At 69.2% G+C, this 23,875-nt stretch carries 15 protein-coding genes and 1 tRNA gene; 11 read left to right on the forward strand and 5 right to left on the reverse strand.

Annotation, left to right across the window (positions count from 1 at the left end):
• The first annotated feature begins 117 nt into the window (after positions 1–117).
• Together ACOGXQ_RS14915 and ACOGXQ_RS14920 are read left to right on the forward strand one after the other, a co-directional pair.
• Positions 118–2,571: an FAD-dependent oxidoreductase gene (locus ACOGXQ_RS14915; RefSeq protein ID WP_419944410.1), complete on the forward strand. Its 2,454-nt coding sequence runs from the start codon at positions 118–120 to the stop codon at positions 2,569–2,571.
• Positions 2,568–3,662 carry an alcohol dehydrogenase family protein gene (locus tag ACOGXQ_RS14920; RefSeq protein WP_419944411.1) on the forward strand — a complete coding sequence of 365 codons (1,095 nt, stop codon included), beginning with the start codon at positions 2,568–2,570 and terminating at the stop codon, positions 3,660–3,662. Before ACOGXQ_RS14915 ends, ACOGXQ_RS14920 begins: the two co-directional genes overlap by 4 nt.
• 74 nt (positions 3,663–3,736) lie before the next feature.
• Here the strand turns inward: ACOGXQ_RS14920 and ACOGXQ_RS14925 are convergent.
• The 4 genes from ACOGXQ_RS14925 to ACOGXQ_RS14940 all read right to left on the reverse strand — a co-directional run bounded on the left by ACOGXQ_RS14925 (position 3,737) and on the right by ACOGXQ_RS14940 (position 6,177).
• Positions 3,737–3,809, reverse strand: a tRNA-Thr gene (locus tag ACOGXQ_RS14925).
• Between the two features lie 145 nt (positions 3,810–3,954).
• On the reverse strand, positions 3,955–4,689 hold the full coding sequence (rlmB, locus tag ACOGXQ_RS14930) for a 23S rRNA (guanosine(2251)-2'-O)-methyltransferase RlmB (protein WP_419944412.1): 735 nt from the start codon (positions 4,687–4,689) through the stop codon (positions 3,955–3,957).
• 227 nt (positions 4,690–4,916) lie between these two features.
• On the reverse strand, positions 4,917–5,465 hold the full coding sequence (gene ispF / locus ACOGXQ_RS14935; protein WP_419944413.1) for a 2-C-methyl-D-erythritol 2,4-cyclodiphosphate synthase: 549 nt from the start codon (positions 5,463–5,465) through the stop codon (positions 4,917–4,919).
• Positions 5,452–6,177, reverse strand: coding sequence for an IspD/TarI family cytidylyltransferase (locus ACOGXQ_RS14940; RefSeq protein ID WP_419944414.1), 726 nt, complete (start codon positions 6,175–6,177; stop codon positions 5,452–5,454). The genes ispF and ACOGXQ_RS14940 overlap by 14 nt, the downstream gene beginning before the upstream one ends.
• 166 nt (positions 6,178–6,343) lie before the next feature.
• Between ACOGXQ_RS14940 and ACOGXQ_RS14945 the strand changes: the two genes are divergently transcribed.
• The gene (locus ACOGXQ_RS14945) at positions 6,344–7,081 is read left to right on the forward strand and encodes a hypothetical protein (RefSeq protein ID WP_419944415.1); all 738 of its coding nucleotides are present in this window, start codon (positions 6,344–6,346) and stop codon (positions 7,079–7,081) included.
• Here ACOGXQ_RS14945 and ACOGXQ_RS14950 read toward each other — a convergent pair.
• Positions 7,017–14,216 carry a cadherin domain-containing protein gene (locus tag ACOGXQ_RS14950; RefSeq protein ID WP_419944416.1) on the reverse strand — a complete coding sequence of 2,400 codons (7,200 nt, stop codon included), beginning with the start codon at positions 14,214–14,216 and terminating at the stop codon, positions 7,017–7,019. The two genes, ACOGXQ_RS14945 and ACOGXQ_RS14950, sit on opposite strands and share 65 nt — an antisense overlap.
• Positions 14,217–14,388: 172 nt before the next feature.
• Between ACOGXQ_RS14950 and ACOGXQ_RS14955 the strand changes: the two genes are divergently transcribed.
• The 8 genes from ACOGXQ_RS14955 (at position 14,389) to ACOGXQ_RS14990 (ending at position 23,873) form a co-directional block, all read left to right on the forward strand.
• A complete protein-coding gene (locus ACOGXQ_RS14955; protein WP_419944417.1) occupies positions 14,389–15,546 on the forward strand; it encodes a 3-dehydroquinate synthase family protein in 1,158 nt (385 codons plus the stop codon).
• Positions 15,547–15,562: 16 nt separating this feature from the next.
• Complete coding sequence (locus tag ACOGXQ_RS14960; RefSeq protein ID WP_419944418.1) at positions 15,563–16,048, forward strand: type II 3-dehydroquinate dehydratase; 486 nt, start codon at positions 15,563–15,565, stop codon at positions 16,046–16,048.
• Positions 16,049–16,237: 189 nt separating this feature from the next.
• Positions 16,238–16,804, forward strand: a complete 567-nt coding sequence (efp, locus tag ACOGXQ_RS14965) for an elongation factor P (protein WP_419944419.1) — start codon at positions 16,238–16,240, stop codon at positions 16,802–16,804.
• A 35-nt stretch (positions 16,805–16,839) separates the two neighbouring features.
• Complete coding sequence (locus ACOGXQ_RS14970) at positions 16,840–17,265, forward strand: transcription antitermination factor NusB (protein ID WP_419944420.1); 426 nt, start codon at positions 16,840–16,842, stop codon at positions 17,263–17,265.
• Positions 17,266–17,313: 48 nt separating this feature from the next.
• Complete coding sequence (locus ACOGXQ_RS14975) at positions 17,314–18,549, forward strand: multidrug effflux MFS transporter (protein ID WP_419944421.1); 1,236 nt, start codon at positions 17,314–17,316, stop codon at positions 18,547–18,549.
• 178 nt (positions 18,550–18,727) lie between these two features.
• Positions 18,728–20,668, forward strand: a complete 1,941-nt coding sequence (locus tag ACOGXQ_RS14980) for a hypothetical protein (RefSeq protein WP_419944422.1) — start codon at positions 18,728–18,730, stop codon at positions 20,666–20,668.
• A complete protein-coding gene (locus tag ACOGXQ_RS14985; protein WP_419944423.1) occupies positions 20,665–23,121 on the forward strand; it encodes a hypothetical protein in 2,457 nt (818 codons plus the stop codon). Before ACOGXQ_RS14980 ends, ACOGXQ_RS14985 begins: the two co-directional genes overlap by 4 nt.
• On the forward strand, positions 23,118–23,873 hold the full coding sequence (locus tag ACOGXQ_RS14990) for a hypothetical protein (protein WP_419944424.1): 756 nt from the start codon (positions 23,118–23,120) through the stop codon (positions 23,871–23,873). The genes ACOGXQ_RS14985 and ACOGXQ_RS14990 overlap by 4 nt, the downstream gene beginning before the upstream one ends.
• Positions 23,874–23,875: the final 2 nt, after the last annotated feature.

Genomic DNA, 23,875 nt, shown 5'->3' on the forward strand with positions numbered 1-23,875 from the left:
TGAAGTGTTGAGGAAGTTGTTTCCCGCTCTTGTTCGCTTCGCTCACGGGCCGCTCGGGCCACGGCTTCGCCTATCGGCTCAGCCTCCTGACCCGCATCGTGACCAATGTGAGGGCGCATGAGCCTGCCCGAGGCGACGCGCGTTGCGATCATCGGGGGCGGCATCTGCGGCGCCAGCCTGCTGTACCACTTGGCTCACGAAGGCTGGAGTGACACGCTGCTCATCGAGAAGGGCGAGCTGACGTCGGGTTCCACTTGGCACGCCGCCGGCCAGGTCACCCATTCGGTCTCGGGTTACACGCTGGCGGCCATGCGGCGCTACGCCTGCGAGCTGTACGACAGCCTCCCGGCCGAGTCGGGTGTGGAGACCACTTGGCACCGCAGCGGCAGCTTTCGGATCGCCTACCACGACGAGGAGGTGGACTGGCTGCGGGCGCAGCTCGGCCTCGCCGCCTACGTCGGCAACGAGATGGATTGGGTGGGTCCTGAGTTCATCGCCGAGCGGCATCCCTTCTTCGACACTTCCGAGGCGCAGGGCGCGGTGTGGACGCCCAACGACGGTCATGTCGACCCCACCGGTGCCACCAATGCACTGGTGGCTGTCGCTCGGCAGAAGGGCGCCCAGTTGAGCCGCCGCAACCGCGTCATCGAGATCGGCCGGCGAGCCGACGGCACGTTCGACGTCGTCACCGAAGCCGGCACGGTGCACGCCGAACACGTCGTGAACGCCGCCGGCTGCTACGCCCACCGGGTGGCGCAGATGGTCGGGCTGGCGGTGCCGATGGCCAACGCGCTGCACTCGTACTTCGTGACCACGCCGGTGCCGGAGTTCGCCGAACTCGACGCCGAATTGCCGGTGGTGCGCGACGACTACGTCTCGGGCTACATCCGCCAGGAACAGGACGCCGGGCTCATCGGCATCTACGAGCAGCGCAATGCCGAGTCCGTCTGGGCGGACGGACCCGGCTGGGACTTGGAGAACCCGCTGTTCGACGCCGACTACGACCGGGTCGGGCTGTGGCTGGAGCGGGCACTCGAGCGGGTGCCGATCCTGGCCGACCATGGCATCCGCAGGGTCATCCGCGGGGCGATCGCGCACACCCCCGACGGCGACCCGCTCATCGGTCCGTCGGGCGTGCCGAGCTTCTGGCAGTTCGCCGGTGTACAGGTGGGCCTGGCCGACGGTCCCGGCCTGGGGCGGGAACTGGCCCGCTGGATGGTGCACGGCGAGACCGACCTGAGCCTGCGGGCCTACGACGCCCGGCGCTTCGGCTACATCGAGCCGGGCGACATGGCCGCCTACGGGCGCATCAAGGGCACCGAGGACTACGAGTTCCGCCACCAGACACCGCTGCCCGGCCTTGAACGCCCCGAGGCTCGGCCCTACCGTCCCTCGCCGATGCTGCCGACGCTGTCGGACGCGGGCGCAGTCTTCACTCAAGTGTACGGCTGGGAGCGGCCCAAGTGGTTTCCCCCGGCGGCAGGGCTGCCCCAGCGCGACGTGGTCTCGTTCCGCCGCACCGACTGGTTCGAGGTGGCCGCGGCCGAGGCCGCTGCCGTGCGGGAGCGGGTCGGGATCATCGACTCGACGGCGTTCGCCAAGTTCGACCTCATCGGGCCGGATGCTGCATCGGTTCTGGACCGGCTGACCACGAACCGGCTGCCGGCGCACGGCCGCATCTCGCTGACCTACACGCTGACCCCGACCGGGCGGATCGAAGGCGAGCTGACCGTCTCCCGGCTCGGGCCCGAGCACTTCTACCTGGTGTCGGCCGCAGTGTTCGAGCTGAAGGAGCGGGAGTTCTTCGAGACGCACTGGCCGGCGGGCGCCGACGCGCGGCTGGTCACCCGCTCGGGCGATTACGGCGTGCTGACGCTGGCGGGACCCCGGTCGCGCGACGTGCTGAGTGCGTGCACCGATGCCGATCTGGGCAACGACGCCTTCCGCTGGCTGTCGTGCCAGACGATCACCGTGGCCGGCATTCCGGGCGTGCGGGCGCTGCGTGTGGGATTCACGGGTGAGCTGGGCTGGGAGCTGCACGTGCCGCTCGATCGCATCGCTGATCTGTATGGGGCCTTGAGCGAGGCGGGCGAGCCCTACGGCATGGCGAACGTCGGGAACCACGCCACCGAGGGACTGCGGATGGAGAAGCGGTACATGATCAGCCGCGATCTGACCCATGACGTCACCCCCGACGAGGCCGGCCTGGGGCGTTTCGTGAAGCCCGACAAGGGCGACTTCGTCGGGCGCGACGCGCTGCTGGCGCGCCGTGCGGCCGCCGGCAGCGGTGAGCGGCCGTGGCGCTGGAAGCTGGCGTACCTAGCGGTCGACACCGACGTGGCCGAGGTCGGCGGCAGTGATGCGGTCTGCCGGGATGGCCGCCCGGTCGGGCTGGTGACCACGGGTGCGTACGGCTTCTGGGTGGGCCAGGGTCTGGCCTTCGCCTACCTGAACCCGGCCGACGCCGAACCGGGCGCTCCCTTGACGGTGCGCGTCCTCGGCGAGCACCGTCCAGCGCGGGTGCTCAGCGAGCCGATCCACGACCCCACGTCGGCACGGCTGCGCCAATGAGCACCCCGGCGACGATGCGGGCAGCGCTGCTGGTGGGCCACGGAGGTCCCGAGATGATCGAGGTGCGCGACGACGTGCCGGTGCCGGTGCCGGGTCCCGACGAGGTGCTCATCAAGGTGGCGGCGTGCGGCATCAACAACACCGACATCAACACGCGTGTGGCTTGGTACAGCAAGTCGGTGACGGAGGCGACCTCGGGCGCGGGATACGCGGACGCCGATGCTGCAGATTCCACTTGGGGCGGCCGGGGCGTGGAGTTCCCCCGCATCCAGGGCGCCGATGTCGCCGGGCGGGTGGTTGCCGCCGGGGAGGCGGCCGACGCGGGCCTCGTGGGCCGGCGCGTCATCGTGGAGCCGTGGCTGAAGGACCCTGCTGACCCCGCTGACCGGAGCAAGGCGCGTTATCTCGGCAGCGAAGCGAACGGCGGCTTCGCTGAGTACGTCGCGGTTCCGGCAGACAACGTCTACCCCATCGACGCTGCGCTCTCTGATGCCGAGCTGGCGACGTTCGCCTGCGCCTCGTCGACGGCTGAGCACATGCTGCAGCGAATCGGCCTCACTGGCGGCGAGAGCATTGCGGTGCCCGGCGCGAGCGGCGGCGTGGGCTCGGCGCTGGTGCAGCTCGCCAAGCGGCGAGGCGCGCGGGTGGTGGCCGTCGCCGGCGCCTCCAAGGCGGTGCACGTGCTCGAACTCGGCGCCGACGTGGTGGTGCCGCGGCTGCACCCCGAGCACGATGCGGCTGCGGCGGTCGAGGCCAACGGCGGACCGTTCGACGCGGTCGCTGACGTGGTCGGCGGCGACGCTGTGGGGCTGTGGCTTGATGCGCTCGCAGGCCGCGGGCGCTATGTCACCTCGGGGGCCATCGCCGGTCCGATGGCGGAGCTGGATCTGCGCACGCTGTACCTCAACGACCTGGAGCTGTACGGCGCGACGATCTACGGACCGGGGCTGTTCGCCGATCTGGTCGGCTACATCGAGCGCGGCGAGATCCGCCCGGTGCTCGGCGGCACATTCCCCCTCGAGCGCATCCGCGAGGCCCAAGAAGCCTTCGTGCGCAAGGAGCACTTCGGCAATCTGGTGATCACGCTCTGAGCCATCGCTGCGGGGCATTGCCCCACAGACGAACCCGCCCTGGCGGGCGACGTCTGCCGAAACCAGCACGGCTGAGCCCGAGGTGGGAATCGAACCCACAACCCCCGCTTTACAAGAGCGGTGCTCTGGCCGTTGAGCTACTCGGGCAACGACTCCAGCGTATGAGGCTGGGCCGAAAGGCGAAGCCGTGGCCCGAGCGGCCCGTGAGCGAAGCGAACAAGAGCGGGCAACAACTGGTGCCGCGACGGAGAGATTCAGCCCCGAGGAGCCTTGGTGGCTGAGCACCGGCGAATCAGGCGGGATTGGCGGCTCGAGCCCGAGCGATGTCGAACAGGGCAACGGCCGCAGCGGCTGCGACGTTGAGGGACTCGATGCGTCCCAGCACCGGGATGGAGACGACCTGGTCGCATCGACGCTCCACCAGGGTGGACAGCCCGCGCCCCTCCGCGCCCACCACCAGCACCAGCGGCTCGTCGGCGACCCGCAGCGACTCGAGTCCGTCGGGGGCGTGGCCGTCCAGGCCGATGGCCCACAGGCCTGCATCGCGGAGCTTGGCGAGCGCAGCGGGCAGTCCACCGACCAGGGCGATCGGCAAGTACTCGATGGCACCTGCAGCTGCCTTCACCGCTGCCGGCGTGAGGTTCGCCGACCGATGGCTGGTGAGCACTAACCCGGTGGCGCCGGCGACCTCGGCCGTGCGGAGAATGGCGCCGAGATTGCCCGGATCGGTGACACCGTCGGTGGCCACGACCAGCGGCAGCGAATTCCCAGCCGGTCTCGCCAGCTCTTCCAGCGGCACAGGTTGGATGGCGGTCGCCTTGGCGATCACGCCCTGCGGCGCTGCGGTGAGCGCTGCGTCGTCCAGCTTGCGGCGGGTCACCTCACGCACCGGCACCCGACGGTCGCCGGCCAGGTCGACGATCTCGGCCAGCGTGGCCGCCGAGTGCGCGTCCTCAGAGATCAACACCTCGTGCACCTTGCGCTTGCCCGCTCGCAGCAGCTCGCGCACGGCCTGACGGCCTTCCACGTGATCGCCGCCAAGGCCTCGCGGCCGCGCCTCGTCACGCCGGTCGGCCGCTTGTGCGTTGCGGTCAGATCGACGACCTGGTCCGGATTGGTTTGCTGAGCCGGCTCGCCGCTGCTGCGATCCGCCCCCACGGCCCGAATTCCGGGTGCCCCGCGTGACGCGCGGCGGAGCACCACCCCGCCTGCTGCGCCCCGGGGAGGCGCCGCGCTGCTTGCCCCGACCCGCACTCATTGCACTTCGCCGGCCATTCGCGCCGATAGCTGCTCGCCGTCGGATCCGCTTGTCACCAGCGCCACGGCGTGCGCCACGATGCCATTGCTGCCGCCAAGGCCTTCGGTGCGCTTGCCGCAGACCGTGACCGGTCCCCCGGCGGCCGCACTGAGCCGTTCACCCATCTCGTCTCGATGCGGCGCGATCATCGGCCGGTCGCAGATGACCGTGCAGTCGGCGTTGGCGAGCTGCCAGCCGGCGTCGCCGAGGCGGCTGGCAACCTGTCTCAGCATCTCGATGCTGCTGGCGTCCCGCCAGCGCTCGTCGCCGTCAGGAAAGTGCGTGCCGATGTCGCCCAGCCCGGCGGCGCTCAACATCGCGTCGATGACGGCGTGGGCGACCACGTCGGCGTCGCTGTGCCCCGCCAGTGGCTGCTCATCAGGGAACTGGATCCCGCCCAGCACCAACGTCCGCTCACCCGCATCGGTGCCAACGGCGAACGGATGTGCGTCATAGCCGTGCCCCACCCGCATCGCGGGCCCAAGCTCGCTGTCAGCAGCACTCACGCCAGTTGACGCTAGAGCCCGCTGCCCGCTGCCCGCTGCCCGCAGCGCGACCACCCAGCAAGGCCTCCACGATCACCAGATCGTCGGGCTTGGTGACCTTGTGCGCCGCCGCCTCGCCCGGGATCGCCATCACCGTGCCGCCCGCAGCTTCCACCAGCGCCGCATCGTCGGTGGCCTCAGGATCCCCGCGGTGCGCCGCCACCAGCACTTCCCGCCGGAATGCCTGCGGGGTCTGCACCCCGTAGAGCCTCGAACGATCCACCGTCGCCGCCACAATTCCCCCCGAGTCGCCCCACTCCGGCACCCGCTTCAGCGTGTCGCTCACCGGCAGCACCGGCACTGCTCCGTCCGCCCCACCCCGAACAGCAGCAATCACCGCATCGAACAGTTCCACCGACGCCCCCGGCCGTGCAGCGTCGTGGCACACCACCATGTCCACATCTTCAGGAACAGTCCCCAATCCAGCCCGCACCGACCCCGACCGAGTCCCCCCCCCCGCCACGACGACATCCACCCCTGCGCCGAACCGATCGACCATGGACGGCGCCACCACCAGCGTCACGCCATCACACGCCGCCCGGGCCGCCTCAAGGCCCCAGGCAATCATCGGCCGCCCAGCGACATTCGCCATCACCTTGGTGTGACCACCCGCCGCACCCCCAAACCGCGTCCCCGCCCCAGCCCCCAACACCAGAGCCCACGAGCGCCACATCAGCCCAGTCTGCCCCGGCAAACAACACCAAGGCACAGACCTGCGAGCGAGCAGAACGCTCCTGACGTCGAAGTCAGGGATGCGGTATGCACGAAAATCGCCCGTCCATTTTGGCGCTGAGTTCTAGCCTCTCGACGTCGCGTCCTGCGCTGCTCCAGGAGTGCCGATGGCCCCAACAGTGCACTTCCCCATACACCGGCAATACACCACGGCGCGGCAGAGCGCCAACAATGCGATGGTCTCGTTCCTGGCCGGTTCGGCGCTGGCCTCCCACACCTTGCAACTGACGGCTGGTTCGGACCGGCTGCTGCCCGAGATTTTCCCCGCCGTGCCGCACATAGCTCGCTTCAACCTGCGCCCCGATGCGGCGGCCGAGGTGCTGGGTGCCGCCGGCCCGCATCTCGCCACCGTCACGATTCCGTACGCGCTGGCCATCCACGAGAACTTCGTCACGCAGTGCATTCGGTGGATCAAGGACGCATTCAACTTCCCCGCGCCGGGAACTGTGCCATCGATCAAGTCCTGGAACGACATCGACACCTCCACCGAGATGCGCAGGTCACGGACGATCGGCTTGCCGCCGAAGACGTCAGGCCGGGCCTCGTCGCCGGCGCAGTCGCCGGGCCTCGTCGCCGCTGACGACGGTGCTGACGGGGTTCTTGGCCGGCTTCGCGTTCAACGCCGCGATCGCGCCGTCGCGTGCCGCACCACGCAAACCAGAGATCACCGACCGATCCACACCCGCCTCCGCGGCTGCGCCGGCCTGGGTGATCTGCCCGGTCAGCATCCGCACCCACAAGCCGTGCTTCTGCAGCGAGCGAACGTCGGTGGACACGGCACTAGTTGCCGCGGAGAATGGACCGGGCGGCTGCGGCGGCGGTGTGCTCGCGGGTGGCGCCGCTGATGCGGCGTATGACTGTGTCGGGTGCTGCGGCGGCGATGGCGTCGCGGACGCTGTCGGTGATGGCGGCTCTGCCGCCGATGATGATGATGCGCTCAAGTCGGTAGTCGGCGATGAGTGCGGCGGTGGCTGCCGGGAGCGTGCTGGTGGGGGAGTAGGCGACGGCTGCGTTGGGAGTCTTGGCCGCGAGCGCTGCGGCGACGCCGATGTCGGGTGGGGACCAGCCGCTGGCGATGACCAAGGTGATGCCGGCGGCAGCGTCGGCGGGGCCGCCCAGCACCCGCCGCGCGGCCAATGAGGCAGTGTCGACACGGTCGGTTCCCGCGAGCCGCGACACGCTCGCCCCTGCTGCTGCGGCGCCGATTCGGGCTTCCACGGCGGCGCTGACCGCGGTGGTGCCGCCGACGATGACCACTCGTGTCACTTCGTAGTCGCGCAGCAGCGACAAGGACGCCGCGCCCAACTCGTCGGCGCCGACATAGAGCACCGCGGAGCGCGGCGTGCGCGCCGCGAGCGCTGCGGCGACGCCGATGTCGGGTGGGGACCAGCCGTTGGCCACCACCATCGTCACCGGCCCTGCCCCCGAGGGCGGACCGAGGGCGTGACGCGCTGTATTGGCGGCGGTGTCGATGCGGTCGGCGCCGGTGACGCGCACAACGTCGCTGCCAGGCGACACGGCGCGGATATGTCCTCGCACTTCGTGAGACACCGCGGCGGTGCCGCCGATGATGATCACTTCCGCTGGCAGCGCATCGCCGATCAGCTCGCGCGTTGGGTCCGGCAGCGCGCCGCCGCCGGTGTAGACCACCACCGCGCCTGGGGTGCGGGCCGCCAGCACCGATGCGACTCCTACATCGGCCGCGCTCCGCCCATTGGCCGCCACCAGCACCGCAACGCCTGCATCAAGATCGCCACCGCCGCTGCCAGAACCGCCGCTGCCAGAACCGCCGCCGTCAGAACCGCCGCTGCTTGAGCTTGCCCTGAAGCTGCCGCTCGTGGTGCCGGCAGTGACGATGACTGCGGTGCTGACTCTGGCGTCGTTGGGATCGGTGGCTTCGACTCTGAGCCGGTAGCTGGACTTGGCCGATCGGTCGATGACAGTGTCAGCGCCGACTCTGATCTGGCCGGTGTCGGGATCGATGTCAAAGAACGGCGCGTCCTCTTCGAACAGCTCGTAGCTGAGCGGCTCGCCGTCTGCGTCGGTGGCCTCCACAGGTGGACCCACCAGCGTTCCGGGCGGAGCCCCGTCGGGGGCTGACCGCGTCACCGAGCGCGTCGGGAACTTGGGCTGGTCGTTGACCGGGGCGACGGTGACGATCACGACTGCTTCGCGTGCCAAGCGCCCGTCGGAGGCGAGATAGGTGAAGATGTCGCGGCCGTTGAAGTCACGGCGCGGCGTGTAGAGGATTGTGTTGTCGGACAGCACCGTGGCGCTGCCGTGCAGCGGAGCGTCGCCCAACCGCACACTCAACGAGTCATCCTCGGGATCGGCGTCGTTGGCGAGTACCGCGACGCCCACCGAGGTGTCCTCCACAGTCGCCGCGCTGTCGTGCGTCGCGACCGGCGCCTCGTTGATGTCGTTCAGCTCGATGGTCACCGGCACGGCACCGCTGGTACCTGAAGGGTCCGCGGCGGTGACGGTGACGGAGTAGGCCGTCGGCGCGGTCTCAAAGTCGAGCACTGTGCCCGACCCGACCCGGATCTGGCCCGTGGTGCGGTCGATGCCGAACAGTTCCGCGTCAGCGCCTGAGAGCGTGTAGGACAGCTTGGCGCGGTCGCCGACGTCGTGGTCGACGGCGGCGACCGCGGCACCGACGGACGCGCCCGCATCTGCGCCCTCGTCGACTGTGCGCCGCAGCAATCCCGTCCCGAAATCGGGTGCGCTGTTGGAACTCGGCGCGGGGCGGGTGGCGTGTGGGGCCTGCGCCGCGGCGTTGTCGGTGCTGCCGTCGAAGCTGTCCACGTAGGAGGCTTGGGCTCGCAGGTCGTAACCCTCATCGGCGGGCTGCGGTGTGTAGCCGGATGCGGTGCCGACATCGGCCCACGGACCGCCGTTGAGCGATCGCTGCCATGTCCACGACAACGTCACCGCGCCGTCGGGATCATCGAGCACAGCGGTCATCGCGGCGCCGACCTGGGGCTGCGGCGACGACAATCGCACTACGGCGGGCTCGTCGCTGTTGATGACGTCGACGGCGATGCCAAGGGTCACGGGGTCGCTGGCGCCGGCCCGGGCCAGCACCTGCACCAGATACTCGTTGTCGCCTCCGTCGTCGACGGGCCGCTCATAGTCGGGCGGCCGCAGGAAACGCAGCACGCCGCGGTTGCTGATCTCGAAGACCTCGCCGTCGTCGCCGCCGAGCGACCACCTGATGGGTGCGCTCTCAGGATCCTCGGCGCTGAACGACGCCACCGCCGCGGTGGCGTCTTCAACGTAGGGCACCGTCAGCGAGCCGGAGTCGATGGTTATTGTCGCGGACTCGTCGACGTCGGTCACGGTCACGGTCACGTCGCGGCGGACGGTGCCGCCGACCGCGGAGGCTTCCACCACGAGGCCATAGACATTGTCCCCGTCGGCGTCGGCGGGCGCCTCGAAGTCGGGCGGCGACCCGAACGACAGCTCGCCGCCCGCAATGGTGAACAGCGCCTGGTCGGGGCCTGAGAGGTCCCATGTGACGAGATCGCCTTCCGGATCGGTGGCTGTGAACGCACCCGCGACAGCGGTGTCGTTCTCCGCGTAGCGCAATGCCGGGCGACCTTCCAGTGTCGGTGCCTCGTTGATGTCGTTCACGATGATCGTCGCTGAGCCGATTGCCGCCCCCTCATGGCGCACTGTCACCGTCACGGCCTCGCCGTCGTCGTCCATACCGTCATCGACGGCTGAGACCCTCAGCTCAACCGACGAGGCACCCGCAGCGAGGGTCAGATCATAGGGCGCAGGAAGCTCCAGATCGCCTGCGTCGAGCAGCACGAAATCGTCAGCAGCGGTGGCAGTGCCCGACAATTCGACTTCGAGGGTCTGGGGCTGCGCGAACGTGACGCCGCCGGTGCGGACCGTCACCGCAGCCGTGCCGCCCTCAGCGACCGCGGACGCCTCAGCCGTGACACTGAACGACACCGTGTCGTCGTCGCGCACCTCGACCTGTGCCCGGTTGGATGACCCCACCACATAGGGCGGCGGGTTCCCGACGGCGGCCAGCACCAGTACGGTCACCGCACCAGCGTGCTCCACCACCGCGTCATTCTCGGTCGCTGCCCGCAGTTCCGCCGTGCCGGCACCGGCGTCGAAGGTCACCGCCGACGGCGCAGCGCCAAGGCCGACACCTGCTGTCGCCGTCACGCTGACCCTCACCGTGAGCGGCTCGCTGAGCGGGATGCCCGCAGTCTCGGTGCGCGACAAGGTGAACTGCGCGTCGGCGCCCTCGGCCACAGCCCCACCCGCAGCGATTGACACCTCGGGCGCGGTCAGGTCGCTGGGCCCGATCGTGACGGTGTCCGAGCCGATGAGCGCACCCGTGGAGGCCAGCGTGGCGCTCAGCGATACCGTCTCGGCCAGTTCCGTGTCGGAGTCGTCCAGTGCCCGCAGCGTGAGCGTGACCGAACTTGCTCCCGCGGCCAGCGTCACCTGATGCGGTGCCGACAGCGTCGCGTTGGCCGAGTCCAACAGCAGGTAGTCGTCGCCTGCTGTGGCCGTTCCCGACAACGCGAGATTGACGGTCTGGTCTGCTGCGAAGGTGACGCCGTTCGTGATCCTCGCCGTCAGGTCGACCTCGCCTCCCTCGGACACCTCGCTGGAGGCGAACCCCGCCCTCATTGCCGCCGAGTCGGCGTCGGCGATCGTGATCGTCGCAGTGCTCCTCGTTCCCTCCGAGAACCCGACCGGCAATGTCCCCAGGCTCAACTCGACGGTCTCAGGACCCTCCACCAGGTCATCGTCGGCAGCATCGATGGTCGCCGGCTTGCGGGTCTCGCCCGCTGCGAAGCTCACCACCGACCTGACCGTGTACTCATCACCGGACGCCGACCCGCCCGACACGACAACCGGAATCTCGACATCCCGCAGCCGGGTATGTGCGCTGTCGAGCACCACCGGCAGCTCCAACACGGCCCCCTCGCTCACGCTGTAGACGGCCGCGCCGAACGACACCTCGATCGGCGGACCGATCACCAGCGGCGAAGGGACCGTCTCCAGCACCGAGCCGTCAGCAGTGCAGATCCCGCCGCTGTCGCACGCCTCGCCTGCGACGAGCCGGACGGAGATCGGACCCGCACCCGTAGGCGCCAGCGCGATCAGATACGCGTTCGCTGGTTCGCCCGCCACCAGATGCGGCGCCACGCTCGTGACAGTGGCGCCCTGCACGCTTACCGACGGCGTCGAGGCCGCGAAATCGGCCACGGGCCGGTTGAACGCCACGACCACCTCTGGGGCATCGCCGGCACCGGAATGCAGCACCGATGTGCGGGCGCTGTCGGGGAACTCCGCCGTCAGCGACGCAGCGCTGCGCGCCAGCGCCTCAGGCCGCATGACGGTGGCGCGGGTGATCTCGCCGTCGCCGTCGAAGTGGAGCCATTCCTGGCCGGTGTCGGGGTCGGCCTGGGTCACGCTCTTGGCCGGTGACGGCTTGGGCGGGTTGCGGGGACGCGCCCCTCCCCAGGCGATCAGCCAATGGCCGTTGCTCAACTCCTCGATGTGGCCGTTTCGGTAGCCGAGCTCGCTCTTGGCGCCGAACAGCGAGTGGTCCCGCACGAAGATCGCCTCGCCGCTGTCGAGGTCCAGCGCGTACTCCAGGCCGCGGCTGTAGACGTTGTTCTCGCGAAGCAGATTCTGACGGGTCCACGGGTTCCTGGTGCACTGCACGCCGTTGTCGTACAGGATCAGGTTGCCGCTGGGCCGCAGCGACGACCCGTGCTGGCCGCAGAACTGTTTCTCGGGGTCGCCGATGACGTCCAGCGGCGCCGGCCCGACATCGCGTGCCTCCCACTCGGTGTCGCTCAGATTGGTGGGCCCGATCCTCCACACCACGTCGCCGGTCGTCGCGTCGATGGCCAGCACCCTCGAGCAGCCCCGTATCGAGGCGATGATGCGGCCGTCGATCCACTGGATGGTGTTGAGGTGGGCCCAGTCGCCGTTGGAGGGTATGAAGAAGTGCTGCGTGCAGTCCTCCAGCGGGATGTGGTCCCACGAGTTCCAGTTGAACACTCCCCGCCCGTCCGGGGTGACGATCTGGATGGCCGAGTCCTCCACGTACACGTCGGAACCGTAGGGTTCGCCGTTATTGGCGTTGAAGGTCAGATGCGACATGTCCCGCTCAGCGTCCTGGTAAGCCATCAGCATGTAGCTGCCGTCAGGGAGCAGCCGGAAGTCGTGCGCGTCCTGGCGGGTCAGCGGCGCTACCGTCCGTGCCACCGCGATCTCGTCGAGGTCTTCGTCGAGGATGTGCGTCAATCCGCTCGAGATGATGGAGTACCGGGGCTGGCCGCTGTGCTGGTCGGGATAGAAGCGGAAGAACCGTCCTCCCCTGCCCCTTGTTTCCCCGTCCGCGAATTGGTAGGAGCGCGAGAAGCGCGGGACTCCGTGGTGGTCCACCGCTGCCAAGCGCTGGGTGGTCGTCAGCAAGATCAGTTCGTCGAGCAGACCCGTGTCTCCGAGGGGCTGCTCGACGTTGATCTCGGGGAAGTCGTCGTCGAGGCAGTGCACCGTGTACTGGGTCTGCGCGCCTTGGGCGTCGGCCAGTGAGACGCGGACGGTGCTGTTGCCGCTCACGGGCACTGCGGCGGTGAGCGTGCCGGTTGCGCCGGGGTTGGCGTACTGGACGCCGTCCACCGAGATCCGGCTCGACCCGTTCGCTGGACGCATCGTCAGCGTCATGGTGTCGGCGCTGTCGCAGCCGATCGAGTAGTGCAGCGTGGCTGCCTCGAAGGCCGGTCTCATCAGCCTCCAGTCGTCGCTTCCGGACGACGCGACAGAGTCGTTCGTGCTGATTGTCAGCGCGCTGAGCCGATCCGCTGCGACGACTTCGGGTGCGACGGCTTGGGCTTGCGCTTGCGCGTTGCCGGTGCTGCTGTCGGTGTAGGTGACGGTGACGCGCAGGAAGCTGCCGGCGTCGGCCGCGGTGGGGGTGTAGTCGGCCGAGTCCGCTCCGGAGATCTCAGCCCACTGCTTGTAGCCGGTGCTGCGCTCCCACACCCACGATTCGGTGTCGGCGGTCACGCCGTCGGGATCCGACAGCGCCGCGGTGAGCGCGGTCCCGGTATGGGGCCGTTTCGAGGACAGCGTGACGGTGCCGGGTTCGTCGGCATCGGCCACCGTCACCGTCACGGTGAACGCAGCGGCGGCGACGTCGGTGCCCGCGGCGGGTGTGAGGGTCACTGTGTAGGTGTTGTCGCCGCCGTTGTCCACCGGTGCCTCGAAGTCGGGTGGCTTGGACCAGATCGACGGCGACACCGCGTCAAGATCGAACCGCAGCACGCCCGGCGGCTCGTCGATCCTGAAATGGTCCGCGTCGGCGCCTCCCAGAGTCCAGGCGATTCCGTCGCGGTCCTCTTCCGATGACGCCGTGAACGAGGCAACCCGCGAGTGGCTGTTCTCCTCGAAAGTCACCGAGGCGGGCCCCTCGACCGCTTCGAGCTCGATCACGTTCGCCACGGTGACTGACACGTCTGCGGCGACGTCGTTGTCGCCGTCGCTGACCTGCACCCTCACCGCATAGACGCCGTCGCCGTCGGCGTCGTCAGGCGACTCGAAATCCTTCGCAGCAGCGAACCTCAGCTCGCCCGAGGCAGCGTCCAACGAGAACTCGCCGACATCCGCGCCGCCCGCTAGCGACCAGACCAGATCGGCCGGGTCGGTGTCGCCGTCAGTCGCAGCGAACGTCGCAACAGCGGTGGTTCCCTCGTCCACCGTCAACGACACCGCGCTGGTGATCGTCGGCGCCTCGGCGACGGCTTGGCCCGACGCGGAGGACGCCGACAACGCCACCGCAGCCGTCACTGCCAACGAAACGGCGACGACGGTGCGGGTCGGCCAGCCGGCTGTCAGCCCGAGGACACGCTGCGCACGCCCGACGGACCCGAAGGCGCCTTCCCGCGGGACCCTCGGCGGTTCGATGCGTGCGTTCAGCAGCCCGCGAAGGCGCATTCCCGCGGGGGGGGGGGGGGTTCATCGGCCAAAAAGCTAGCAATGCCAGAACTGTCAGCACCGGCCGGCGTTTCGTGTTCGGTCCTTCGCCGGCGTCCGACGCGCTGGTGGCTGACGGACGGTCAGCGTCGGCAGGACTGAGCGCGCAGGCGCGTCGGTACCCTCGCCGGCGATGCCGGAACTTGTCCTTGTGACGGTTCCCTTGGGGGAGCGCTCGTATCCCGTGCTGGTGGGCGACGAGGCGCGCCATGACGCGGCGCTGCTCGTACCCCGCGGCGCACGTCGCGCGGCAATCGTCACCCAAGCCGGCATCGGTGTCGACGTCGACCCAGGCATTCCTTCGGAGACCTTCGAGATACCTGACGGCGAACACGCAAAGGAGCTGTCCACCATCGGAGAGCTCTGCAGCAGATTCTCCCGATTCGGCCTCACCCGGAACGATGTCGTCATTGGTGTCGGCGGAGGCGTGGTCACCGATGTCGCCGGCTTTGCGGCCGCCGTCTACCACCGGGGCGTGGCCGTCATGCATGTGGCCACCACGATGCTCGGCCAGATTGACGCCGCCGTCGGCGGGAAGACCGGTGTGAATCTGCCGGAGGGCAAGAATCTGGCGGGAGCGTTCTGGCAGCCCGCGGCCGTGCTGTGCGACACCGCCGTGCTGGAGACGCTGCCGGAGCGAGAACTGCGGGCGGGATACGGAGAACTGGCCAAGTATCACTTCATCGGCGCCCGGCCGGATGCAGCGGAGCTCATCGGGACTGCCCGGGCAACACCGGTGTTGCCCGACGACATCGACTTTCTGCGACGTCTGCCCGAGCACCGAGCGCCGGAGCATTGGCAGTTCCTCGGTGAGAGTCTGCGACGCAAGCTGCTTGACGGCTGCGAGTTCGATGAGCTCTCGCTCGTTGAGAAGGTCGCAGCCTGCGTGGCGATCAAGGCCGAGGTGGTGGCCGCTGACGAGACGGATGGCGGCCGCCGGACCCTGCTGAACTACGGGCACACGCTGGCTCACGCACTCGAGATCGAGGGCCGTTTCGATCTTCGCCACGGCGAGGCGGTGGCGATCGGGCTCCGCTATGCGGCCTTGGTGGCCCGCCTGCTGGGGCGCATCGACGATGAGCGAGTCGCCGACCACGAACGGGTGCTGGCGGCCTACGGGCTGGACGACAAGCTGCCCGCAGGCGTCGACGTCGACGAGATCATCGATCTGTTCGGCCGCGACAAGAAGGCCACCGACGGCATCACGTTCGTGCTCGACGGGCCGGACGGACTCGAAGTCGTGCCCGGTGTCGATCCCGGTGTGCTGCGCCGCGCGCTCGACCAGATGTAGCCAGGAGCCGGAACAGATGCCCCGCCACGTCGTGCTGCTGCTGTCGGGACCCAACCTGAACCTGCTGGGAACGCGCGAACCCGAGATCTACGGCACCGAGACGCTGCTCGACCACGTCCAGGCTGCCCGTGGTGCGGCCACCGAGTGCGGCTGGGATCTCGAGCATCGCCAGAGCAACCACGAGGGGGATCTCGTCGATGCCGTGCACTCAGGCATCGGCCGTGTCGAGGCCATCGTGGTGAACCCAGGTGCGCTGACCCACTACGGCTGGTCGCTGCACGATGCGCTGGCGGCGTTCGACGGTCCGATCGTGGAGCTGCACCTGTCCGAGCCCCGCGAGCGCGAGCCGTGGCGGCACTTCTCGGTGGTGGAGCCGTTGGCGGTTGCGCGCGTCGCGGGCGAGGGCGGCGCCGGCTACCGGAGGGCGGTCGCACTCGCTATCGAGGCCGCCGCGGCCACTGACCCATCGGGGCTGAGCGGCGACCTCCAACGCCCGTCGTGACAGCAATCGCCGCCTGTACCGTCCCGCCAATCGCTGCCCTTGCAAGGTCGTCCCCAGAGGCGGCTCTCTTGCGCAGGTTTTGCCGTTGCTGTGATATCTGCGCAAGATTGCCGCTATGGATGGCGCTCTGCGCTCCAAGCCGACACTGCCGCCGCGGCGAACACAGGCTGCTGATGCGAAGAGGTTGACATGGCCATCTCCACCGCCGATTTCCGCAACGGGATGACGCTGGACCTCGACGACGGGCTGTTCCAGCTCGCCGAGTTCCAGCACGTCAAGCCGGGCAAGGGCGGAGCGTTCGTGCGCACCACCCTCCGCAACGTGCGCACCGGCGCCACCCTCGAGCGCACCTTCCGCGCCGGCGAGCGCATGGAGCGCGCGGTCATCGACAACCGCGACATGCAGTACCTGTACGCCGACGGCGACTCGCTGGTGTTCATGGACACCGACAGCTACGAGCAGCTCCCGGTCAGCCGGGCAGCAGCCGGCGATGCCACGAACTATCTGGTGGAAGGGGAGATGGCCACCGTGACTCGCTACGGCGACGAGGTGCTGGGCGTCGAGTTGGCTGCCTCGGTGGTGCTGGAGGTGGCCGACACTGACCCCGGTGTGCAGGGGGATCGGGTGTCGGGGGCGCGCAAGGCCGCCACGATGTCCACCGGGCTGGTGGTGCAGGTGCCGCTGTTCATCGAACCGGGCGAGCGGCTGAAGGTCGACACGCGCAGCGGCGAGTACATCGAGCGGGCACGGGGCTGAGCCTCGGGGCTGCCAGCCGGGTCGGAGCCACCGTCATGAGTCCCCGCAGCGACCCCTTCGCAGCACCCGACGAGCCGACCCGGCGCCGGGAGGCGCGCCAGCGCTCGGTAGAGCTGCTGTATGAGGCCGAGATGAAGTCGTGCGAGCTCGCCGACGTCCTTGCCGAGCAGGTCGCCGAGCTGGACCCGTTCGCGCTCGAGCTGGCCAACGGCGTCGCTGCACGGCGCGACGAGCTGACTGCACGCCTGGCCGGGCTGCTGGCCGAGGGCTGGACCCCGCAGCGCCTCGGCATCTGCGATCGGCTGATCATGCTGCAGGGCCTCTTCGAGCTCGAACGCGGCGACGCGCCGGCCGCGGTGGTGCTCAATGAGGCCATCGAGCTCGCGCACCGCCTGGGCGCCACCGACCGCAGCGGCGCCCTCACCAATGGCGTGCTGGCCGCGGCCCTTGACGGCCGGTAACGGCCAGTGTCTGCCGGATCGTGATCGGCAGACAATGACGGTCGCAGCGTGACGCCGCACGGCGACCCGCGCCCGCGCCGAATCGCCGAGCGGGAGCTGATCTTCCTGCTGGGCGCCATCAGTGCCACCACGGCGCTGGGCATCGACATGGCGCTGCCCGCCTTCGGTGAGATCCGGCTCGGCCTCGGTCTGGCAGCCGATTCTCCACGGGTTGCGCTCACGGTCACCCTGTACTTTTTCGGGCTGGCCGGAGCGCAGATGCTGTACGGCCCTTTCACCGACAGCTTCGGACGCAAGCCGGTGCTGTATGCGGGCTTGGCGCTCTACACCTTGGGGGCGCTGGGCTCAGCGTTGGCGCCAACGTTCGGCGTGCTGATCGCCAGCCGCCTGATCTGGGGCATCGGCGCTGCGGGGCCGCGTGCGCTGTCGCTCGCGATCGGCCGCGACCTGTATGAGGGTGACCGGCTGGGCCGCGTGCTGTCGGCGGTGGCAGCGGTGTTCATGGTGGTGCCCGCCATTGCGCCCTTGGGAGGCCAGGCAGTGCTGGCCCTCGGTTCGTGGCGCTGGGTGATGGGCGCCCCGATGGTGCTGACGGTGGTGCTGGCGCTGTGGATCATCCGGCTGCCGGAGTCGCTGCCGCACGAGCGCCGCCGCCCCCTCACCTTGGTGCGCACGCGTGAGGCCATCGTCGCGGTGTTCACCAACAAGCTCACCATCGGCTCGGCGCTCGCGGTCATGTTCGACATGGGCTCGTTCTTCGCGTTCCTGGGCAGCAGCCAGCTGCTGTTCGACGACGTGTACGGCCGGGGTGACGTGTTCGCGTACTACTTCGCCGGGATGAGCGTGTGCATGGGGCTGGTGGTGTTCACCGGCAGCCGGCTGGTGACCACGATCGGTGCAGACCGGATGATCTTGATGCTGCTGCCGGTCACGGTGGCGATGTCGGCGGGCCTTGCGCTGTGGTCGTGGCAGGCCGGCGGTCAGCCCTGGTTCTTCGGCTGGTTCGCAGCGATCGTGGTGATCAACGCCGTGCGCACGTTCGTCAACCCGCTGATGCAGGCCCAAGCCATGGGTCCCATGGGCGAGCTGGCGGGCACCGCATCCGCGGTGATCGGCACGATCTCCACGGGCGGCGGCGCGCTGCTGGCGATGCTCGTCGACCGCTCCATCGCCGGTTCGGTGACGCCGCTGGTGGCGGCCTACGCCGGGTACGGCGCCATCGGGCTCGGTTTCGCGCTGTGGGCCCGCCGTCAACGGCAGCCCCCGGTCGCCGCCGAGTGCTGAGGCCAACGCTCTCGCGCCGTGACCGTCGGCGCACCGTACGTGTACAGGCGTAGTTTCAAATAGATCGAAAATAATTGGAATAGGCCGATACATCGCGTCTAGAACTCCACAGCACTCCAGCGACGGCCTCGACAGCACGAGGCGGCTGCGGGAAGCGAGTCTCGAGGAGCGGTGCGCGATGGTCATCCCTTGGTGCCAAGACATACAGGCGCGCCGCAGAATGTGCATCGCTGCGGCAGTGGCTGTGCTCGCTGCGGCGTGCAGCGGGGGTTCGGCAGCGCCCGTCGATCTCGACACCCCCATCTCTGCCGCGCCGAGCGTTGCCACGGCCGAAGTGCCCGACGATCCGCTCCTGCCGCGGCCGGTCACCGAGCCGCGGTCGATTGCTGCCGGCGACGGCAGTTTCCCGGTGAGTTCGCCCCAGCCGCAGTCGCCGGTGCCGCCGTCAGGGGTCAGCATTGGCGGCGGACGCATCTGGGTGCCCTGGCCTCCCTATCCGCTCACGTCGGCGGACGGTCGGCCCGTCCGGACGGGATCCCAGTCGGCCTTGCTGGAAGACGCCGCCGCCGGTCTGCGGTATGTCGTCGATCAGCGCCAGCAGTGGGAAGCAATGCCTCCCTACCTGCCGGACGCGCGCAACGCCTTCGAACGAGGCGTTCGAGTAGCGCGGCGGCGCGGCGGCACGGAATCGGCTTGGGAACTGGTGATCGACTCAGCCGAACTGGCTTACGAGACCCACTTGGCGGACGATCGCAGCGCCGCCTACGACCACGCCGCGCTGTGCCCCCCGCATCCGACTCCGCAGGCGCTCGGGATCGACATCTCAGTCAGCGATCAGTCGCGTGACCGGGTTGCAGCCGTCGTCGAAGCTTTCATCGTGGGAATGCGGTCGCCCGGCGGGCGGCCCATGCACTCGTGGGGAACGACGACGAACGATGCAGCGAAGCTGCTGGTGTACAGCCCGGGCGAGCCGATGGAGCTTGCGCTCGGCGGCCACAGCCTGACCGATCTCGGCTTTTTCCCGGGCGACTGGTCGATGCAGGCCAAGCAATGGCTGACACGGCGTGCAGCGCAAGGCGCGGTCACCGATTCACTGGTCGGCCACGCAGCAGTCAGCGGTGGCCCCGACACGCTGTGGGAGGCGTGCAGCGACCTGGCAACGATCACGCCCGGCGTCTACACCGCATCGCACCGCACCCGCCAGCTCGAGTCGCTGTGGGCGCGCGGACTGCGCCTTGAGTTCACGACGCCTCCCGTCGAGCGGGCCTGGGTGGCCGACCTCAGCGCGGCGGGGCACGCGCTCGCTGTCGTGTGCCATGAACCGGGGAGGTCGTACCTGATTGATGCGGCGACCGGTGAACGGCTGGACTCGGGCAGCGATCATCCGGCGCAGGTCGAGGCCATGTGGCTTGCCTGGTCCAGGCTCAGCTACCGCGTGCTGCGCAATGCGCTGTTCGACGGTGGTTGTGACAGCGGTGCGTTCGACAGCGCAGTGCAGTGGCTCGAGGGTGAGCAAGACGCTCATGCCGCGACCATCGACTGGAGTGCGCCTCGTGCGTGGGCGTCGGGTGTGCGCAACCAGTGGGTTGCGGTCCGCAGCTGGGTGGAGGTGCCACAGACCGAGGCTTGGCGCGCCCATCGCGCCCACCGCTGGCACCTGGAGTTCTGGTGTGAGAGCGGCATCCCGGTCGGCGTGTTGGTCGACGGCGAGTTGCAACGGCCCGAATTGGCGCCCCATTGCACTGCAGAGCAGTGGTCGGCACTGCAGGATGCTGCTGCGGCCGCTCCCGAGATCACCTGGGAGCTCTCGGCCACGAGATGGGAACCGGGCGCGAGCTGGCACGAGCGCATGTATCTCTCACCGTTCAAGTCGCTTGAACAGGTGTTCGGATGCCCGCCTGAGGAGGAGGCGATTGCCGAAGCGCTCGCGCGTCCGATCGAGCGGCGGGCGAAGAAGCCTTGGCCGCCGGGCTCGCTGCCGCTTACTCCCGACGATCATGCCTATCCGCGGCCGATGCCGCCGTGCCCGCAGGCCGGCTGGCCGCCGCAGACCGATCGCTACTGGTGGCCTGACGCTGCATCTCTGGCCGAGCAGTCGCATGTCGAGGCGTCGTCATGAAGCTCTCTTGGCGCCGTGGGACCTCGTTTGAGGGCGGACGTCCAATCGGCTTGCAGCGCATTGCGGGGTGGACGTTCGCCGTCGTGCTGGTTGTTCTTCCGCTCGCCGTGACGGCTGCGCGCAGCGACGCGGCCGCTGCCCAGACATCGGTGGCGCCCGTGCTGAGCTGCGGAAGCGGCATGATGCTCGACAGTGCCAGCGGAACGTGCCTCACGGTGCGTACCGAGACGGTGGCGCGTTCGAGGGGTTGCTCCACCGGTTGGAACGCCATCGCCGGACCCGGCGGCAGCCTGCTGTGTCAGCGTCGCACCGAGCGCCGTGTGGACACGGGGCGCACCCGGCGGGTGTACAGCCACACGACAACTTCGCAGGTGTGGATACGGACGGGCACCCAACTGGTGCAGACCGGCACGCGGCGAGTCTGGGTCCCGCCGCGCACTCTTGTGTACCCGCTCGTCCCGCCGGTGCGCGTCCAAGTGGGCACCGAGACGGTGACGACTCGGGTCACGATACCCGGGCCACCCGTCCGCTTCCGGGTCAGCTACGAAGCAGAGGTGACGCTAAGCCGACGGGTGCAGCGCTGTGCGTTCGATCCGTTCGCAGGCGAGATGTGCTGGTATGAGACTGTCACCGAGACCACTACCGAGACGCGCACGCGCTTGGTGTGCTGCAGACCCGGTCCGGACATCGTCCAGACCATCACTCGTGAGATTCCTCAGTACGAGTGGCAGACGACCTACACCTCCACGGAACCCGGCCGCTGGGAAACCGAGCCGGTCTACGCCGAGCGCGAGACCGGCTATTGGCGCACGGTCGAGTCAGTCCATTACACCACTGAGCCGGTCTACGAGACCGTCGTCGACGTGCAGTCACAGCCGCCGAGCTACCGCGCCTGTGCCGTCGGCTGGAAACCAGTGGGTCATCAATGCCAGCGCACCGTCCTGGGTCAGCCGTCTGCGGCGCCGGCGCAGAGATGCCCGGCAGGCTTCGTGCCCCGATACGGCGACACGCCGGGTGGCACAGGCAACTCGGTGTTGGCCTGCCAGCCGAACGTACCCGGCTCGAGTACCGACACCGGTGCCTCCCAAGACGACAGCGGCGGATCTGAGACACCGCCCGATGGCGGAGCGCGTCCGTTGCACCACCTCGCTGGCGAGAGCGACGAGCGTCTCGCCGAACTGGGCATTCAACGGTGCTCCAACGGCTTGCTGTCGTATGTGGCCTGCGAGAAGCTGCCCGGGCGCACTTGGGACAGCGATCCCCGTATCTGCGATGACATCGACGGCACCACTTACCGGCCGGACCACGGCGGGAGCTGCGTCACCGGGAGCGACCTGCTCAACAAGTGCACGACGCCCGGCGACTGCGAAGAGACCACTATCCGCACCTACTGCCCCGCAATCGGGCAACTGACGGACACCCAGATCCAAGAGCACGCTCACCCTGATCGCGGTGCGGAGACCTACCGCGTGTGCATCTTCGACTGCTCGAACTTTGCGGCCCTGCCGCCGTACGTGCAGTCACGCATCAACGGCTCCTACGACTACGCATGTCTGCCAGCGCCTGACGAGGTGCCGTCCACGACGACCACGGCGACCACGGCGACGACCACGACATCCACGACGTCCACGACATCCACGGCGCCGACGGCGACCACGACATCCACGGCGACCACGGCGCCGACCACGGCGACCACGGCGCCGACCACGGCGACCACGGCACCGTCCGGTGATGACGATGACGACGACGATCGCAACGGCATTCCGCCGATCGGCACCACCGTGCCTCCCGACGACAAGTGCGCATCGGTGCCTCCGGCTGATGTGGCCGCGGATGCCCTCGACGGACTGAGGTGGACGTCGCATGTCCGCTTCGCCGGCGCCAGCCCGTCACCGCAACAGCGCATGCCCGGCGACGGGCGCTACCTGCAAGTGGCGCCCGGGCGCAGCTGGATCGAGATCCGCGGTCCGGTCGATGTCTCCGACCACAAGTGCCAGTGGTCTGCTGCATGGTTACGCGTCTCATGGACGGCTCAGCGGCCGTGGGTGGCTGCTGAGCGTCGCGCGATGGAGGCGGATCCTGACACGCGGCACCTCGTGATGCGCTGGGATGCGCTGAGCGCAGATCAGCAGCAGACCGTGCGTCACTGGCATCGGCCGGGCGCCGCTCCAGCCGAGGTCGTCTGCACCGTCGGGGATGCCTCAGGGGCACGCGCACCGGCATCTTGCGGATGGATGCTCATGTACCCAGCGGCATATGCTTGGCAGACCAGCGTGTGCTTCGAGGCCGAAGATGCACCAGGCACACCGGGCTCCGTGCAGCGACGCAGCAGCACGCCCGCTGCGGACGATCCGTGCTGGGTGCTGCTCGCCTCGGGGATGGACTGGATCCGGACGGTGAGCGATTACGCGAACGCTCGGGTGACCGTCACGCAGAGCGGGGCACGGCCGTGACCTCGCCCGCACAGCCCGGTTTCGGAGTCGATGAGCCGGCGTCCGTCCGTCCGAGTGTGCCGCGCACCGGCATTGAGCCGTGGCGCATCGCTGTCTCGGCGGTGATCGTCGCCGTCGTCGTTGCGGCTGTCTGGCTGTGGGGGCGCCCGCACCAGGATCCGCCACGCGCGCTGGTGGCGGTCACTGCGGAAGCCTGGCTTGCAGGCCAAGTGCCGGGGGCATTCGAGGCAGTGGCGGTGCCCGAGGAGCTCTCCGGGCAGTTCGCCGACCCCGAGTCGATAGCGGGCAGCCTGGTGGCCTTCGATGTCCCGGCGGGGACATTCGTCACGTCGGCGCTGCTGGGTCCGCCCGGGGCCGCCTCGGGCACACACACCGTCATGCGATTCAGCGCAGACACTTCCGCTTGGCCCGATCCCGGTCCGGGGGCGGGCAGCCGGGCTGTGGTGGCGGGCGTGCTGGGCGGCTGCGCGATCGGCGTGACCACTCTGGCCGGCGGTTCCGAGGACGGCATCGTGGTACGCGTCGATGCCGCGGGCGCTGCGCGCTATGCCCTCGCTGCCGAACTCGATGGCCTCGTGGTCTGGCCGGCCCCGCCCGACGGCTGGCCTGAGTGCCGATCCGCAGCAACCGGCACAGCGAACACGCCAAGGATCGGCAGCGACGCGTCGACCGGAATCGGCAACGAGATGCCACCGGGTCTCGGCGACGGACAGCCGCCGTCGATGCCGTTCTCCGAACCGGCGGGGGGCTGAGG

Origin of the sequence: Candidatus Poriferisodalis sp. (assembly GCF_965208485.1) — a bacterium.
Classification (GTDB): domain Bacteria; phylum Actinomycetota; class Acidimicrobiia; order Acidimicrobiales; family Poriferisodalaceae; genus Poriferisodalis.

Excerpts from the sequence above, each read along its gene's own strand:
- ACOGXQ_RS14980 (WP_419944422.1), top strand. The coding sequence starts at position 18,728 with ATGGTCATCCCTTGGTGCCAAGACATACAGGCGCGCCGCAGAATGTGC.
- ACOGXQ_RS14940 (WP_419944414.1), bottom strand. The coding sequence starts at position 6,177 with ATGTGGCGCTCGTGGGCTCTGGTGTTGGGGGCTGGGGCGGGGACGCGG.
- ACOGXQ_RS14945 (WP_419944415.1), top strand. The coding sequence starts at position 6,344 with ATGGCCCCAACAGTGCACTTCCCCATACACCGGCAATACACCACGGCG.
- ACOGXQ_RS14920 (WP_419944411.1), top strand. The coding sequence starts at position 2,568 with ATGAGCACCCCGGCGACGATGCGGGCAGCGCTGCTGGTGGGCCACGGA.
- ACOGXQ_RS14950 (WP_419944416.1), bottom strand. The coding sequence starts at position 14,216 with ATGCGCCTTCGCGGGCTGCTGAACGCACGCATCGAACCGCCGAGGGTC.
- ACOGXQ_RS14970 (WP_419944420.1), top strand. The coding sequence starts at position 16,840 with ATGAGTCCCCGCAGCGACCCCTTCGCAGCACCCGACGAGCCGACCCGG.
- ACOGXQ_RS14915 (WP_419944410.1), top strand. The coding sequence starts at position 118 with ATGAGCCTGCCCGAGGCGACGCGCGTTGCGATCATCGGGGGCGGCATC.
- ACOGXQ_RS14985 (WP_419944423.1), top strand. The coding sequence starts at position 20,665 with ATGAAGCTCTCTTGGCGCCGTGGGACCTCGTTTGAGGGCGGACGTCCA.
- ACOGXQ_RS14960 (WP_419944418.1), top strand. The coding sequence starts at position 15,563 with ATGCCCCGCCACGTCGTGCTGCTGCTGTCGGGACCCAACCTGAACCTG.
- efp (WP_419944419.1), top strand. The coding sequence starts at position 16,238 with ATGGCCATCTCCACCGCCGATTTCCGCAACGGGATGACGCTGGACCTC.
- ACOGXQ_RS14955 (WP_419944417.1), top strand. The coding sequence starts at position 14,389 with ATGCCGGAACTTGTCCTTGTGACGGTTCCCTTGGGGGAGCGCTCGTAT.